Origin of the sequence: Winogradskyella eckloniae (genome assembly GCF_013249045.1) — a bacterium.
Taxonomy (GTDB): Bacteria; Bacteroidota; Bacteroidia; order Flavobacteriales; family Flavobacteriaceae; genus Winogradskyella; species Winogradskyella eckloniae.
Genome location: NZ_JABRWP010000008.1, coordinates 16971 through 32049, shown reverse-complemented (window position 1 = coordinate 32049; position 15079 = coordinate 16971). Strand labels below are relative to the sequence as shown.

Sequence of the window (15079 nt, the reverse complement as noted above, 5' to 3'; positions counted from 1 at the left end):
TATGATAGAAGTTAATAGCTTACATAAATCTTTTGGAGAGACTCATATTTTAAAAGGTATTACAACGTCTTTTGAAAAAGGTAAAACCAATTTAATTATTGGTCAAAGTGGTTCTGGCAAAACAGTTTTCTTAAAATGTTTACTCGGATTGTTTGAATTTGAAAAAGGGTCTATTTCGTACGAAGGTAAAATCTTTAGTAATTTAACGAGAAACGAAAAAACGAATTTACGTTCTGAAATGGGTATGGTTTTTCAAGGCAGTGCTTTGTTTGATTCTATGACCATTGCAGAAAACGTTATGTTTCCCTTACGTATGTTCACAAAACAAAGTAAGAGTGAAATGGAAGACCGAGTTAATGAAGTTTTACAACGCGTTAACTTAGAAAACGCTCATAATAAAATGCCAAGTGAAGCTTCTGGTGGTATGCAAAAACGTGTTGCCATTGCAAGAGCTATAGTTAATAAACCAAAATTTTTGTTTTGTGATGAACCGAATTCTGGTTTAGACCCAAGAACAGCAATTGTTATAGATAATCTAATTCAAGAAATTACGGATGAATTTAATATTACAACTGTCATTAACACGCATGACATGAATTCCGTTATGGAAATAGGTGAAAAAATTGTGTTTTTAAAAGATGGACTATTAGAATGGGAAGGTTCTAGCGAAACGATATTTAGAACAGAAAACGAAGCTGTTACCAACTTCGTTTATTCATCTAATTTATTTAGAAAAGTGAGAAAAATGTATCTTGAAGAGAATAAATAATTAATTTCTCTTTATAAATACAGTATCTACCTTCAGTTCGTTCTTAAGCCACTTTTGTAAATCGCGCTCTTTTAATAAAACTAAACTATCATTTAATTCTACCTTCCATCTTACGTTAGCAACAGACACGGTATCTATATTTATAAAATCTTTAGATTCTAACATTTTACCGTAACCAAAATACTCAAGATCGTTAAATTTTATTTTTGCATCTCTAGACAATGCGGTAAACGAGACCGCATTCTTATTATTACTTTTAGATTCAATCTGCTTATTAAGATTAGAGATATTGTTTTGTAGCGCTTCAATTTGTGATTGAAGTCCATTAATAATATTATCTTTTTGATCTAAATCCTTAATCGCTCTATCATAAGCATCTGAGATCTTATCAAAACTTCTATTTTTATTGCCTTTAACAACAAGCTTAAAGTCTTTTATTTTCTCGTAGGTTTTTATCTCATTGTTTAAATCAGCAACCGTAGCATCAGTTACTTCACCATTAAAATAAAGGATAATTTCTTTTTCATCATAATGCGGAATTGCCTTTTGAAACCACAACTCATTATTAGACTCTACTTCGGCTTTTAAAAATTTATTATAATCTGCTTCTAATCCACTTTGAGTAATGAAATTCATAAATGTCCAAATTGCAGGAGCCATAACCAATATCGCAATTAAAGATGCCATTTGAGCAATACGCTTTCTTTTTTTAGAATTTGCATATTTAAGCATTGGAAAACGCAATACCTTTAACACTAAAAATGTTGCAAGGGCAATAAATATGGTGTTAATAGTAAATAAGTACATGGCGCCAACAAAGACTTCCCAGTCATGGGCCAATCCATAACCTGCGGTACATAATGGCGGCATTAATGCTGTAGCAATCGCAACACCAAATATTACAGACGCTATTGTGCCTTTTTTTGTACGTGCTATAATCAAAGCAGCACCTCCAAAAAATGCGATTAAAACATCTCTTAAATCTGGCTTTGTTCTTCCAAAAAGCTCATTAGTCATTAAATCTGCTGAAGGGAAAAACTTAAAAAACAAAAATGCAGTTAACAAACTAAGCACAATCATCGTGGCTAAGTTAATTAAGGACTTTTTTAGCGTGTCTATATCATTTAATGCAATAGACATACCAATTCCTAAAATAGGCCCCATTAATGGCGAAATTAACATGGCACCAATTACAACAGCTGTTGAATTAGCATTTAAACCAATAGACGCCACAAAAATGGAACAAATTAAAATCCATGCCGTTGCACCTTTAAATGGAATATCAGCCGTAATTGCCGCTATGGTTGCATCTCTATCCGTATCATCTCTAAAATCTAATAATTCTTGTAAAAATGTACTAATACTTGCAAACAGCCCTTTTGCATCTTGCTTTACCGCATCCTTTTTTTCCTCAACAGCCTTTTCCTTATTTGCTTGCTGTTGTTTCTCTTCGTCCTCTGAAAAATTGAATTTATGTTCGTCACTCATAGTTTTTAACCATATTCTTCTCCAAAATTAGCTTTCACATTTTGAAGCACTTTTTTAATATCTTGTTCTTTTGCTTTAGGAAAGATAAGTAAAACTTCGTCTTTATCTACAATGATGTAATCTTTTAATCCATCAACCACAACAATTTTATCATTTTTAGTTCTGATCATATTCCCAGATGCCTCATCTGCCAAAACCCTTGCATTGACTACAGCATTTTTATCAGTGTCCTTATCTAATTTGTCATAAAGACTTCCCCAAGTTCCTAGATCATTCCAATCAAACGTGGCAGGTATAACATAGACATTATCACTCTTTTCCATAAGTGCATAATCTACAGATATATTTTCTGCTTTGGCGTAATTCTCTTTTATGAAATCATCTTCAAATTCTGTATTGTAAACGCTGTATCCTTTTTCAAACAACTCAAATAATTGCGGTTGATTGTTTTTAAAAGCCGCTACAACTGTTTTAGCACTCCACATAAAAATACCTGCATTCCATAAAAAGTTGCCTTGGTCTATAAACGTTTTAGCCGTTTCATAATCTGGCTTTTCTCTAAACTGGTTTACTGATTTAATTTCAGTTGTTGCCGATTTATCATATTCTATATAACCGTAACCTGTGTTAGGAAATGTAGGTGTTATACCCAATGTCATTAGCGCTGAGTTAGACGCACAATAATCAAAAGCAGATTTTACATTTTGAGAAAAAGCGTCTTCATCCTCTATCCAATGATCACTAGGCGCCACAATCATTACCGCATCTTCATTTTCTTTCTGAATTTTTAAAGATGCATACAATATACATGGTGCCGTATTACGCATAGCAGGCTCTAAGAGTACTTGACGTTTTGTAATATTGGGTAACTGCTCAAAAACCAAATCATTATAACGTTCGTTGGTCAGTATAAATATATTTTCTTCAGGAATTAACTTGGCTAAACGGTTAAACGTTTTTTGTATTAATGTATCACCTGTCCCTAGCATATCATGAAACTGCTTTGGAAACTCTTGTGTACTTATTGGCCAAAACCTTGAACCTACTCCACCTGCCATGAGTATGGCGTAATAATTTTTATTTTTGCTATTCATCATATTTTTGATTTATTCTATTACTTCAACTTCTGCATTTGGGTTAAACAAATATAATTTACCTGAATTAACTTCTACACATTCGTAACGTTTTCTACGTTTATTACCTTTTTTAAAAACTCTTCCGTTGTAGAGTTTAAAAGTTTGGTTCAAAGGTAATTCAAATACATACGTCTTATCATTAGTTTCGTCGAATTGCTTTAAGGCATAGGCGAGTTGTGTATCTGTATCGCTAGACGCTTTTGGGTTTTTAAAATGACGTGCCAATAATGGTAGTAAATCACTTGGGAAAATTTCAGGTCTAATAAAGGGTAGCATTAAATGCTGAAATGTTGTTTTCCACTCTTTGCCATGAGGCTTAATTCCTCTTCCATAAGTTTTGTAAGCTTCATAATGCGCAATTTCATGAATTAACGTTATTAAAAACCTAAAAGGATTTAAGTTAGAATTTATTGTAATTTGATGTCTACCATTTGGCATAGATCTATAATCACCATGTCTTGTTTTACGTTCATTCTTAACTTTTATAGAAAGTTTATCGTCTTCTAAAATCCTTAATATTAAAGGCTTAGATGATTCAGGAATAAAGTCTAAAAACTGTATGTGCATGTTATAATTAATAGGTCTATATTATTCTTAATAATGAAGCAATGCTATTAAATCCTTCATATTATTAAATGTTTTTGTTGCTTTGTTCTTAAGCTGATGATTATAATCGTGTGCCGTAAATCCAAAAACATCAAAACCACCATTAATTGCTGCATTTACACCAATGATACTATCTTCAATCACAACACATTCTTCAGGTTGAAATCCCATTGTTTTTGCTGCCCATAAAAATACAGCAGGATCTGGTTTCCATTTTTGAACGCCATAACAACTAAAAACATGAGCTTTAAAATAAGGCCACAAACCTGTTAATTCTAGATTTAATTGAATCTTATTTTCTGGTCCGCTTGAAGCCACACAAAACGGAAGGTTAAGGTTTTTAACGACATCTAAAACGCCTTCTACAGGTTTTATTTCTGATTTAAATTTCTCAAAAGACCGTCTTCTATATTCCGATTCAAAATGCGTTGGCAATTCAGAGTCAATTAATTCTGAAATGTGATTTACGCACTTATGGAATGAATTTCCTTTAAAGTGCTGATAAGCATAATCGAGATTAATCTGCGCACCCAATTCATTTGCCATATCAACCATTACCTGATTTCCTATAGGTTCACTATCTACAAGGACGCCATCACAATCAAAAATTACACATTTATATTTAGACATTAAGGCGTAGAATTAGACACTTGCAACACTTTACCGTTGTAATATTTATTTCCTGTTAAGGCAAAATTCTGAATATACTCAGCCATTTCCTTAGCCGTTGTTGGTGCTTTATACCCAGGAAATGCTTCTTCTAACATTTCGGTTTGTACAGCGCCTAGTGCCAACACATTAAATTGAGGTCCTGTTTCTTTATATTCTTCAGCCAACAATTCTACCAAAGTTATTACAGCACCTTTACTAGAACTGTAGGCAGATAATCCAGGAAATTTCATACTGCCTTGAATGCCTCCCATAGAACTTATTGTCACAACATGGCCATCGCTTTTAAGAAACGGCAAAACGGTTCTAGTTAATTCCGAAACGCCAAAAACATTAGTTTGGTACACTTTTGTAAAATCTTGAAAGGTCGTTTCTGCAAATGGCTTATTAATAATTGCACCTGCATTATTAATAAGAATGTCTACGTGTTTCCATTCCTCAGTAATAAATTCCGTTACCTTTTGATAATCTTCTTCTTTACATAAATCAAATGCAAAGGACGAAATATTATCAAAATGTAAATTACGCACTGGCTGTGCATTTCTTGATAATGCCAAAACATTATGGCCTTGATTGGCAAAAAGATGTACCAACTCAAAACCGATACCTCTACTTGTGCCTGTAATAATTATATTTTTACTCATCTTTTAATATCACTTCTTTTGTTGGCGCATTCATCATTCCTTCTAAAGCCGGAATCATTTTTTCTATAAAATTTACCATATGTGCATAATCCATTTTATCGGCTTCGTCATCGACATGATGATAGTAATCAAAATTTGAAAAATCAAAGGTAGATATAGCATGTGCAGGTATATTCAATTCCTCATAAAATGGAAAATTATCAGACCTCATAAATAAATTAAATCCTTTTGCCTTCGGAAAAAAACCAATCACCTCTTTACCAGCATACCTATTTAAAGTTTCCGCAAAATTTGAACGTTCAAATCCACTCATATATGCCATTGTCTTATCTTGTGCTCTTGGCACACCAATCATTTCAAAATTAATCATGGTATAAGCATTAATTCCCTTTTCATTTAATTTAGCAGCCAAATGAGCAGAACCTTTTAATCCCATTTCCTCTGCATCATAAAGCGTTATTAAGATACTTCTCTTATTTGTTTTTGATTGGGCAAAGTACTTACCAAATTCCATAGCTGCTATAGTACCAGAAGCATCATCATTGGCTCCATTAGCGATAGAATCTCCTTCAACAATTTTCCCTTTACCAATATGATCGTAATGTCCTCCGAGAATAATAAATTCATCTTTTAATTTTGGATCATTACCTTCAACCATACCAACAATGTTGTAACCGTCTAAATCGTTTAATTTAAAAGAGTCTCTATAGGTTTCAAAGTATGGTGTAATGTTATTCGTTTTTAAATATGTTTCAATAAAAACAGCCGCTTTTTCTATACCTACACTTCCTGTTGCTCGTCCATTTAAGTCATCTGAAGCCAAATACTCCATACTGGCCTTAATGGCTTCTTGAGTAATCACAGGTTTTACGGTTTCACCATCTTTTCCTGATTTTCCATCAGCACCTTTTGTATGATAAGCACAAGAGGCAACCAACACAATAATCAATAATGACACTATTTTCCTCATAATATATATTTGAGTTTAAAGATAAAAAAATCCTGATTTGAAAAATTATCAAATCAGGATTATATTTTAAAGATTCTGAAACACGTTCAGAATATCCTTATTTAAGACACTAACATTGTTACAGGATTTTCAATATATCCTTTCAAAGTTTGAAGGAATTGTGCTCCTGTAGCACCATCTACTGTTCTGTGATCACATGCTAAACATAATTTCATAGTGTTACCTACTACAATTTGTCCATCTTTAACCACTGGTTTTTCTACAATATTTCCAACAGATAAAATCGCTGAATTTGGCTGATTGATAATTGAAGTAAAACTATCTATACCAAACATTCCTAAGTTAGAAATAGTAAATGTACTACCTTCCATTTCATCTAAAGCCAGTTTCTTGTTTCTTGCTTTACCTGCAAAATCTCTTACTGCAGCACCAATTTGTGTTAAACTTTGCTCATTAGCAAATTTAACTACAGGTACTAATAAACCATCTGGTACAGCAACGGCAACACCAATGTGTACATGATTATTTAATTGCATTCTATCATCAAACCATTGCGAATTAACTTGTGGATGCTGTTTTAAGGCTAAAGCACAAGCTTTTACAACGATATCATTATAAGATATTTTTACATCTGGCACAGAATTATACTGCTTTCTAAATGCAATTGCGTTCTCCATATCAAACTCCACATTTAAATAATAATGTGGTGCTGTAAATTTAGATTTAGCTAAATTCTTAGCTATGGCTTTACGCATATTTGAGTTTGGTACTTCGTCAAAATCTTCTTGACCTGTTGGTACAAATTTACCAACTGAAGCACCTTGAGCTGAAGGTGTAAAGTTTTCTATATCTTTCTTTACAATTCTACCATTTTCTCCAGATCCACTTACTTGAGCCAAATTAATGCCTTTTTCATCTGCCATTTTCTTAGCTAATGGCGATGCAAAAACACGTCCTCCTGTAGTTGTATTTGATGATTTTGGAGCTTCTTTTTTAGCTTCTACTTTTTTAGGAGCAGCCTTTGGAGCTTCCGTCTTCACTTCTGGTTTAGGTGTGTCTTTCTTTGCCTCACCACCTCCAGACTTAAAGTTTTTAGCGATGTCAGAAACATCTGTTCCTTTAGGGCCAATAATAGCAAGTAATGAATCTACTTTTGCAGATTCGCCTTCATTTAAGCCTACATGCAACAACGTACCCGATTGAAAAGACTCAAATTCCATTGTCGCTTTATCGGTTTCTATTTCTGCTAAAATATCACCTTCATCAACGTTCTCACCTACTTTCTTTAACCATGTTGCCACAGTACCTTCTTCCATTGTATCACTTAAACGTGGCATTGTAACAACGATGACACCTTCTGGCAATTCTTGCTTTGCATCAAAATCTACATCAGAAATATCATTTTGCTCGTCCGCAGTATCAACAACTGCATCTGAAGTTGCTACCTCAGCACTTCCGCTTAAATAACTAGAGATATCTTCACCTTCTTCTCCAATAATAGCTAAAAGTGTATCTACTTTTGCGGTTTCACCTTCTTGAATTCCAATATGAAGTAAAGTCCCTTCATTAAAAGATTCAAATTCCATGGTAGCTTTATCAGTTTCTATTTCTGCTAAAATATCACCTTCTTCTACTTTATCGCCTACGTTTTTTAACCAAGAAGCCACAGTGCCTTCTTCCATCGTGTCGCTTAAACGCGGCATATTAATTACTTCTGCCATAGCTTACTTAATTTTGTGGTCTATAAATGGATAATCTTCTTGTTCGTAAACGACATCATACATAACGTTTTTGTCTGGATATGGAGATTCATCAGCAAATTTCTCACATTCAGAAACTAAGTCCTTAACGCGTTTATCAATTACTTTAAGATCTGCTTCTGTAGCATATTTCTTCTCAAGAATAATATCTTTTACTTGTGTAATAGGATCTATTTTCTTGTACTCTTCTACTTCTTCTTTTGTTCTGTAATGCTGCGCATCAGACATTGAGTGACCTCTATAACGGTATGTTTTCACCTCTAAAAATGTTGGTCCACCACCAGTTCTTGCACGTGTAATTGCTTCATCAAATGCTTCGGCTACTTTTATAGGATTCATACCATCAACAGGTCCACAAGGCATTTCATATCCTAAACCTAACTTCCATACATCTGTATGATTGGCTGTACGCTCAACAGAAGTTCCCATTGCGTAACCATTGTTTTCACAAACAAAGACTACAGGCAAATTCCATAGCATAGCTAAGTTAAACGTCTCATGTAATGATCCTTGTCTTGCAGCACCATCTCCAAAACAGCAAATGGTTACACCATCTACATCATGGTATTTATCTCCAAAAGCAATACCTGCTCCTAATGGAATTTGACCACCAACAATTCCGTGACCTCCATAAAAACGGTGTTCTTTTGAAAAAATATGCATGGATCCACCAAGACCTTGAGATGTTCCTGTTGCTTTACCAAACAATTCTGCCATGACACGTTTAGGATCCACACCCATACCAATTGGCTGAACGTGATTTCGGTAAGCCGTAATCATCTTATCTTTAGTTAGGTCCATAGCATGCAAAGCACCTGCCAAAACAGCTTCTTGTCCATTATATAAATGTAGAAACCCTCTAACTTTTTGTTGAATATAAACTGCGGCAAGTTTGTCTTCAAACTTTCGCCAGAACAGCATGTCCTCGTACCACTTTAGGTAAACCTCTTTAGTTATTTTTTGCATTTTCTTAATACGTTCATTAAATAGTTTAACAAAAATAACACTTTAGAAAATAATTAAGAAGTAGTATCTAATAAAAAAACAACAGATTAATGAATAAAATGTAACAAAACAGTTATAATACTGAATTTTCAAAAAGAAGTGGCAATAAATTGGCTAATGAATGTGATTTTACAACCTTACCTTTTGCTCCCATAAAATAAATTTCGATTTGTAAATCTTGTTTTATTTCATATTCGGCTATTGATTGCCTACATGAACCACATGGTGGAATGGGTTGGTCTGTTACTTGATTTTGTGACGAAGCCGTAATTGCCATTTTTAAAATTTTGGCTTCTGGATATTTGGCGCCTGCATAATAAATCGCAGTTCGTTCTGCACACAAACCAGATGGATAACATGCATTTTCTTGATTACTTCCTATAACGACTTCGTTATTATCTAGTAAAATTGCCGCTCCAACATTAAACTTTGAATATGGCGCATAAGCATTATTTCTAGCGTCTATTGCAGATTGCATTAATGCTTGGATTGATTGAGGAAGTTCATTATAATCATCATAGATTTCTAATGTAGTTTCTATTTTTACTTCCTTCATATATTTACGATTTAAATGAGACAAAAAAACTATTGCTTAGTAAACAATAGTCTTTTTAAAAATCTAAATTTAGTTATAATTTACTAATATTCATTATATTCATTTGCACCAAAATTAAACGTCAGCGAAAATCGTAATGTATTTTCTAATGGGCTTTGAATTTTTGATGCCGAAAATAAATAAGACAAATCCACATTGATGGTTGTATATTTAAAACCTGCTCCCATTGCAAAAAACTTACGTGCACCTTTATCATCTGCTTCATTAAAATAACCGCCTCTAAATGAAAAGTTATCTTGATACGTATATTCTGCTCCTAATGCCCATGTAAATTCTCTTAATTCTTCACTAAATCCTCCTGGCGCGTCACCAAACGACTGAAAAACTCCACTCAAGAAACTGACATCATTACTTTGACCATCAACAATAACATCATATTCTGAAGCTGCAATTTGGTCTTCAGTTTGAAAATCTCCATCACCTTCATCAAACACACCATCATCATTTACATCCGTAAACACAATTTTATCACCGTAGACTGGTGGTGTTGGTACTAAATATTTTGTCACTTCTGCAGTAACTGCCAACTTATTGTATTGATCAAATATAAAATCAAAACCAGCACCTAACCTTAAGTTTGTTGGTTGAAACACTTCTTGGCCACCATCATCATATTTAAATCTTGGCCCCAAATTTTGAATCGCAAAACCTAGTCTCCAACGTCCATTAAAATCATTGTATGCTTCTTCTTCACTTTGATAGTAACCTGTAATATCTGCACCAAATGTATTTCCTGGATTTGCATTAGGATCGGTTTGATTTAGTCTTAATGCCGAGTGCATATAACGCAATGCAACAGCCATTGAAAACTGCTCACTTAATCTTAATGAATATGCCGCATCTACAGCAAATTCATTAGGTTTTACAGCAACACCAGGCGATGTAGCATCTTGCGTTAATACGATTTCTCCAAGTGAAAAATATTTTAATCCTGCTGAGAAGGCACTTACATCACTTAATCTATTAAAATAAGTGACATAACTTAATGAGATATCATTAACTAAACGCGTTAAATATGGCGTATAACTTAAACTCGCCCCTTGTTTAGCCTCAGAAAAAGCATATTTAGCCGGATTGTATTGTTGTGAAAAACCATCTACTGAAGTTGCAACTCCCATATCGCCTAAGGATGCCGATCTGGCATCTGGTGATATTAGCATAAATGGTAAACCTGTTGTTATTACTCTAGTATCTGATGTACTAGGAACTATTTCTGTTGTTTCTACTTGCCCAAAGACTGAACTAATTATAGTTAAAGCAAAAAGGGATAAGATATATTTTTTCATGTTTATTTTAATAAGAATTAATACCATGCGTTTTATATTAATTCGTTAGCAAATATAATTTTTTATTTAAGAAGTAATTTAAAGTTTATGTTTTTGCTTCAAATTATCGATGTTTTACCTAAAAACTACATTATAGCGTTATAGGATCACTAGTTTTTGAATTTTCTCTACTTGTTTATTTAAACGATCAGATTTCACTTTTAGTTTATAGACATAGACACCTTTTCCAATTTTTTCACCAAAATCATCTCTACCATCCCAAACTATACTTCTAGATAAAGATGACACACCACTTTTACAACACTCATCTGCGCTTGTTTGTCCATTTAAGGTTCTTACCAATTTACCTGACACAGTAAAAATTTGTACCGAAATATCTAAGGGCTCAGAACTATTATGATTAAACCAAAACTCTGTATAGCTCACAAAAGGATTCGGATAATTTAATACATTATTAATGACTAGTTCTTCGTCCTTATCGAATACTGTAAATTGAATTTCAGATAGTGATGAATTATTATATACATCCCAAGCTTTTAGCGATAATGTATGTAGACCAGGCTCTAAATCTCTAAATGGGTATGTAAGTGTGCCATTTGTATAATCATCTACATTGGCCTGATAATAATTATTAAGAACAATAGGGTTGGTTTCATCACCATCTAATATTGCTGTAATATCGTGCCCAATACCACTTGCTGTATTAATACCATTGTCATCTTGTAACTTTACTAAAAAATTTGGAGACTCATTTGTTATCCCTCCAGAAACAAAGTTTTCATCGTTCATAAATAGATTAATAACAGGCCCAACATTGTCTTCTTCAGCGTTTTCGTTAATGCCACCAATTTTTATTTCAAAATTAGCACCTGATTTATCTGAAGTTTGCGCTGTGTTTTCAGCATAAAAACTCACTTTTCCGTTGCCCTCCGGAATACCAATATCTCTTGGCACTATAAAATCGATTTCAAACAGGCCATTTTCTATACTAGCTTGTCCCTTAAAAACCACTTCTCCTAAGGTATTAAATTCTAACGTAATTAATTTTTGTCCATTTGAATCACAATCATTTGGGTCATCATTCTCATCGCAATCTTCTCTAATACCATCATTACCTAATGTTTCTCGCGCTATGGATTTATCGTAAACCGTAGCTGTTAGTTTACCATTATAAGAAGTCAATACATTACCATTACTATCTACAACCTCACCTGTTAACTTAGCGTAACCTAAAGCATTTAATGTTTCTACACTTTGTGTAATATCTACATCATTAATCTTTGTGAGTTTAATATCTGGCTGACCAAAACCCAATTTCATCGCAGGATCACCAATATAAAACACTAACCGTTTTTGCGATTGTCCTGCAATTGTAGCATTTGTTTTTGTTAATCTAACGGCTTCCGCAGTAGACGGATAATCACTAGATCCAAAAGCATACAGATAATCATCTAAGACTGCATTAAAATCTTCACCAACGTTAACAATAATTTGTCTTGTAGTAGTTATCAATGCTATTGATCCTCCATTGGTGTTCCAATACATAAATTCACCCGCTGTATCTCTTTCTGGATCATCAAACTTTGTGTACTCACACGTCACTGTAATGAACAAATTAAATTTACAGATATTATTTACTTCTTGTGATTCAAACTTATCAAAGATGCGTTCATGAGCGATACCGTCTTCGCCTCCATGGCCAAAGTAATTTACCACCAAAGCACCAACTTCAATAGCATCCTTTATGGCTTCATTAACTAATGGATATCTATCACCTGCTGAGGATGACTCTTGCTCAAAGGCATCTGAATGAATTTTTATGACATTTAAAAAAGGTTTTTCTTCTTCTAATGTAACCCCTAATTCTTCTGTTGCTACTTGTAAACGTTTTTCCCATTCTACATCTACATCATCTGAGATTAGTACAACATTATTTCTCCAATTACCAAAAGATTCTGGCTGGTAATAAGCCTTTACCTTGTCTACCATTTCTGTTGCACGTTGCACATCTTCTGCAACTATTCTACCTACTGCAATATCCATTCTATCACCTGTTGCCATAGTGCCTTCATGGTCATCCATCATGGTATAAAAATCATCAGACACAAAAGAATTAATAAGACTATAACTATTTGTGGTGTACCAAGATGGCACCAAATTAGTGTTATTACTTATACGGTTTTTATAATCATAGGAGCCGTCTCCAAATAAACATAGATATTTTAATCTATTTTCTGCTGTACTTGCGTTATCATAAACATACTTTACAAAATTTCTTATCGCTGCTATATCTTGGCTACCAGTACTAAATTCATTATAAATTAATTGCAAATCCACCACTTTGACATTTAAATTATATTGATCTCTGTTAATCTGAGCTAAACGCTCTGCCTGAGTTAAAAACTGCGAAGGTGCTAAAATGATATAATCAACATCTTCAAACTGGCCTTGTGAATTATAAAATATAGTGCCTTTTAAGTTTTGATTCGCTACCGTAGTTCTCGACTCTTTTAAAGGGGACAATGTATTGGCATAAGAAAAAGCTAAATACTGACGTTCTTCACCAGAAAATGCTTTAAAACTGATAGCACTTGCATTTTCAGAATTTATAGTGTTTGTAACATTAAAGCGATCTGATATATCCCAAATTTCACTTAAACCATCTGTATTGGCTATATTATATTGTACAATTCCAGGCGTCGTTATAACGTCTTTATTTTTAAAAACGATTTGATCGCCTTCATAAATTAATTGGCGTGTTGCTTCAATATTAATATAATCGAGAAAGGCATTTGATGACGGATTACCACTATTATTATAATCTAATGACACAATAACTTCATCTGAGGATACATTAACCGAACCTGTATATGTGTTTCCGGATCCTAAAACAGAACCAGCAGTAATTGTACCTAATCCAAGGTTAGCCACTTGATTTCCGTTAACGTTTATTTGCATCGTTGTTGGGACTTCGGATACAGAACCTAAAGCCACCTTTAAAGCCACAGGTTCACTCGTCACTAAGTTCGGAAAATCAAATTCATAGGTGCGTTGATTTTCAATATCAAACTCATTACCAAACCATCGTCTACCAATTTTTGCAATATTAGTTTCGTCTACTTCATAGAATTTATAATCCTGAAAGGTATCAATTTCAAAATCTGATGCTTGTTCAATAACTGGCATAGATGCAACACGCTTACCTGTACCAGATCCTACATTAATATAATAGTATGTTTTATCTGTATATAAATTTATATTAGTATCACTGTCTTCATTATAGGTCGTAGGACCTTCACCATAAAAAAGAATAAAATCACCATTATCAAAATTACCATCAGCTTCTCCAACAAACTTAATTGCGTTTTCAACAACATCAAATGGATAATTTTCTGAATTAGCATAAGGCAACATTCGCCCTCCATTACCAAATAGCTTTATGGTTCTTGGGTCTACAGAATTTGTATTTATCCCTAAACTACTTAAAAACGACTTCGTTAACTTGTAAACACCAGATGCTTCTATATAAAAACGATACCAATCACCTGTACTTAAAACAGAATTGGTAATTTCGTTGGTTGTCATTGTACTGTTATTTAGTCGTCCGGATAGATTACTATATAATAAGGTAAAGGATTTTACTTTTTTATAAGATCCGTTGTCTTTAATAATAGGACTCATAACAAAATAAAGCGCTCGCTTACCTCTAGCATTTGTATTATATAATTTATGCTGAGTACTACTCGGTATAAGTATGGGATCTAAATCTTTTAATTCACTTTTAGCTATGGTTTCATAAACCACATTTACTAATTCTACCGCGTTGTCATCAATAGCACCGGAATTAGCATCCCATTGTGCAAAAAATGTAAGCCCATTTTCTGAGTCATAATTTAAATGCTCAGCATCAAAACTTGGGATTTCTATTTTACTTTGTGCTGTTTCTAATGTTACTGACCCATCCCAATTAATTATAAATTGTTTTTGTTGTCCAAAACAAACGAAAGAAAATAAAAGGAAAATAATAGAATAGCTCTTTTTCATTAATTTAATACTAAATTATATAACACTTATAATAGAGAAAAGGTCATAAAATTGACGAAATCACAATTTTCACAGTAAAATAACGG

The 15079-nt window shown here is 33.4% G+C and carries 12 protein-coding genes; 1 reads left to right on the top strand and 11 read right to left on the bottom strand.

Going from position 1 to position 15079, the window contains the following annotated elements:
• The first annotated feature begins 1 nt into the window (after window position 1).
• On the top strand, window positions 2–769 hold the full coding sequence (locus HNV08_RS13070; RefSeq protein WP_173281779.1) for an ABC transporter ATP-binding protein: 768 nt from the start codon (window positions 2–4) through the stop codon (window positions 767–769).
• Here the strand turns inward: HNV08_RS13070 and HNV08_RS13065 are convergent, their stop codons facing one another.
• From HNV08_RS13065 to porU, 11 genes are all read right to left on the bottom strand, one after another.
• Window positions 770–2257, bottom strand: coding sequence for a DUF389 domain-containing protein (locus HNV08_RS13065; RefSeq protein ID WP_173281778.1), 1488 nt, complete (start codon window positions 2255–2257; stop codon window positions 770–772).
• 5 nt (window positions 2258–2262) lie between these two features.
• Entirely contained in the window at window positions 2263–3351 is a 1089-nt protein-coding gene (locus HNV08_RS13060; protein WP_241697228.1) for a mannose-1-phosphate guanylyltransferase, read from the bottom strand.
• A 12-nt stretch (window positions 3352–3363) separates the two neighbouring features.
• Window positions 3364–3960, bottom strand: a complete 597-nt coding sequence (locus HNV08_RS13055; protein ID WP_173281777.1) for a SprT-like domain-containing protein — start codon at window positions 3958–3960, stop codon at window positions 3364–3366.
• Window positions 3961–3987: 27 nt separating this feature from the next.
• Complete coding sequence (locus HNV08_RS13050) at window positions 3988–4629, bottom strand: HAD family hydrolase (RefSeq protein ID WP_173281776.1); 642 nt, start codon at window positions 4627–4629, stop codon at window positions 3988–3990.
• Window positions 4629–5312, bottom strand: coding sequence for an SDR family NAD(P)-dependent oxidoreductase (locus HNV08_RS13045; protein ID WP_173281775.1), 684 nt, complete (start codon window positions 5310–5312; stop codon window positions 4629–4631). Before HNV08_RS13045 ends, HNV08_RS13050 begins: the two co-directional genes overlap by 1 nt.
• A complete protein-coding gene (locus HNV08_RS13040; protein ID WP_173281774.1) occupies window positions 5305–6282 on the bottom strand; it encodes a M28 family peptidase in 978 nt (325 codons plus the stop codon). The genes HNV08_RS13045 and HNV08_RS13040 overlap by 8 nt, the downstream gene beginning before the upstream one ends.
• Window positions 6283–6383: 101 nt before the next feature.
• Entirely contained in the window at window positions 6384–8003 is a 1620-nt protein-coding gene (locus HNV08_RS13035; protein ID WP_173281773.1) for a pyruvate dehydrogenase complex dihydrolipoamide acetyltransferase, read from the bottom strand.
• 3 nt (window positions 8004–8006) lie between these two features.
• Window positions 8007–9008 carry a pyruvate dehydrogenase (acetyl-transferring) E1 component subunit alpha gene (gene pdhA, locus HNV08_RS13030; RefSeq protein WP_173281772.1) on the bottom strand — a complete coding sequence of 334 codons (1002 nt, stop codon included), beginning with the start codon at window positions 9006–9008 and terminating at the stop codon, window positions 8007–8009.
• A gap of 112 nt (window positions 9009–9120) precedes the next feature.
• Window positions 9121–9603: a cytidine deaminase gene (gene cdd / locus HNV08_RS13025; protein WP_173281771.1), complete on the bottom strand. Its 483-nt coding sequence runs from the start codon at window positions 9601–9603 to the stop codon at window positions 9121–9123.
• Between the two features lie 83 nt (window positions 9604–9686).
• The gene (gene porV, locus HNV08_RS13020; protein WP_173281770.1) at window positions 9687–10949 is read right to left on the bottom strand and encodes a type IX secretion system outer membrane channel protein PorV; all 1263 of its coding nucleotides are present in this window, start codon (window positions 10947–10949) and stop codon (window positions 9687–9689) included.
• 138 nt (window positions 10950–11087) lie between these two features.
• Window positions 11088–14993, bottom strand: coding sequence for a type IX secretion system sortase PorU (gene porU / locus HNV08_RS13015; protein WP_173281769.1), 3906 nt, complete (start codon window positions 14991–14993; stop codon window positions 11088–11090).
• Between the last annotated feature and the right edge of the window lie 86 nt (window positions 14994–15079).

What these genes read in the sequence shown, in the direction of transcription:
- HNV08_RS13070 (WP_173281779.1), top strand. Translation starts at nt 2, where the DNA reads ATGATAGAAGTTAATAGCTTACATAAATCTTTTGGAGAGACTCATATT.
- HNV08_RS13065 (WP_173281778.1), bottom strand. Translation starts at nt 2,257, where the DNA reads ATGAGTGACGAACATAAATTCAATTTTTCAGAGGACGAAGAGAAACAA.
- HNV08_RS13060 (WP_241697228.1), bottom strand. Translation starts at nt 3,351, where the DNA reads ATGAATAGCAAAAATAAAAATTATTACGCCATACTCATGGCAGGTGGA.
- HNV08_RS13055 (WP_173281777.1), bottom strand. Translation starts at nt 3,960, where the DNA reads ATGCACATACAGTTTTTAGACTTTATTCCTGAATCATCTAAGCCTTTA.
- HNV08_RS13050 (WP_173281776.1), bottom strand. Translation starts at nt 4,629, where the DNA reads ATGTCTAAATATAAATGTGTAATTTTTGATTGTGATGGCGTCCTTGTA.
- HNV08_RS13045 (WP_173281775.1), bottom strand. Translation starts at nt 5,312, where the DNA reads ATGAGTAAAAATATAATTATTACAGGCACAAGTAGAGGTATCGGTTTT.
- HNV08_RS13040 (WP_173281774.1), bottom strand. Translation starts at nt 6,282, where the DNA reads ATGAGGAAAATAGTGTCATTATTGATTATTGTGTTGGTTGCCTCTTGT.
- HNV08_RS13035 (WP_173281773.1), bottom strand. Translation starts at nt 8,003, where the DNA reads ATGGCAGAAGTAATTAATATGCCGCGTTTAAGCGACACGATGGAAGAA.
- pdhA (WP_173281772.1), bottom strand. Translation starts at nt 9,008, where the DNA reads ATGCAAAAAATAACTAAAGAGGTTTACCTAAAGTGGTACGAGGACATG.
- cdd (WP_173281771.1), bottom strand. Translation starts at nt 9,603, where the DNA reads ATGAAGGAAGTAAAAATAGAAACTACATTAGAAATCTATGATGATTAT.
- porV (WP_173281770.1), bottom strand. Translation starts at nt 10,949, where the DNA reads ATGAAAAAATATATCTTATCCCTTTTTGCTTTAACTATAATTAGTTCA.
- porU (WP_173281769.1), bottom strand. Translation starts at nt 14,993, where the DNA reads ATGAAAAAGAGCTATTCTATTATTTTCCTTTTATTTTCTTTCGTTTGT.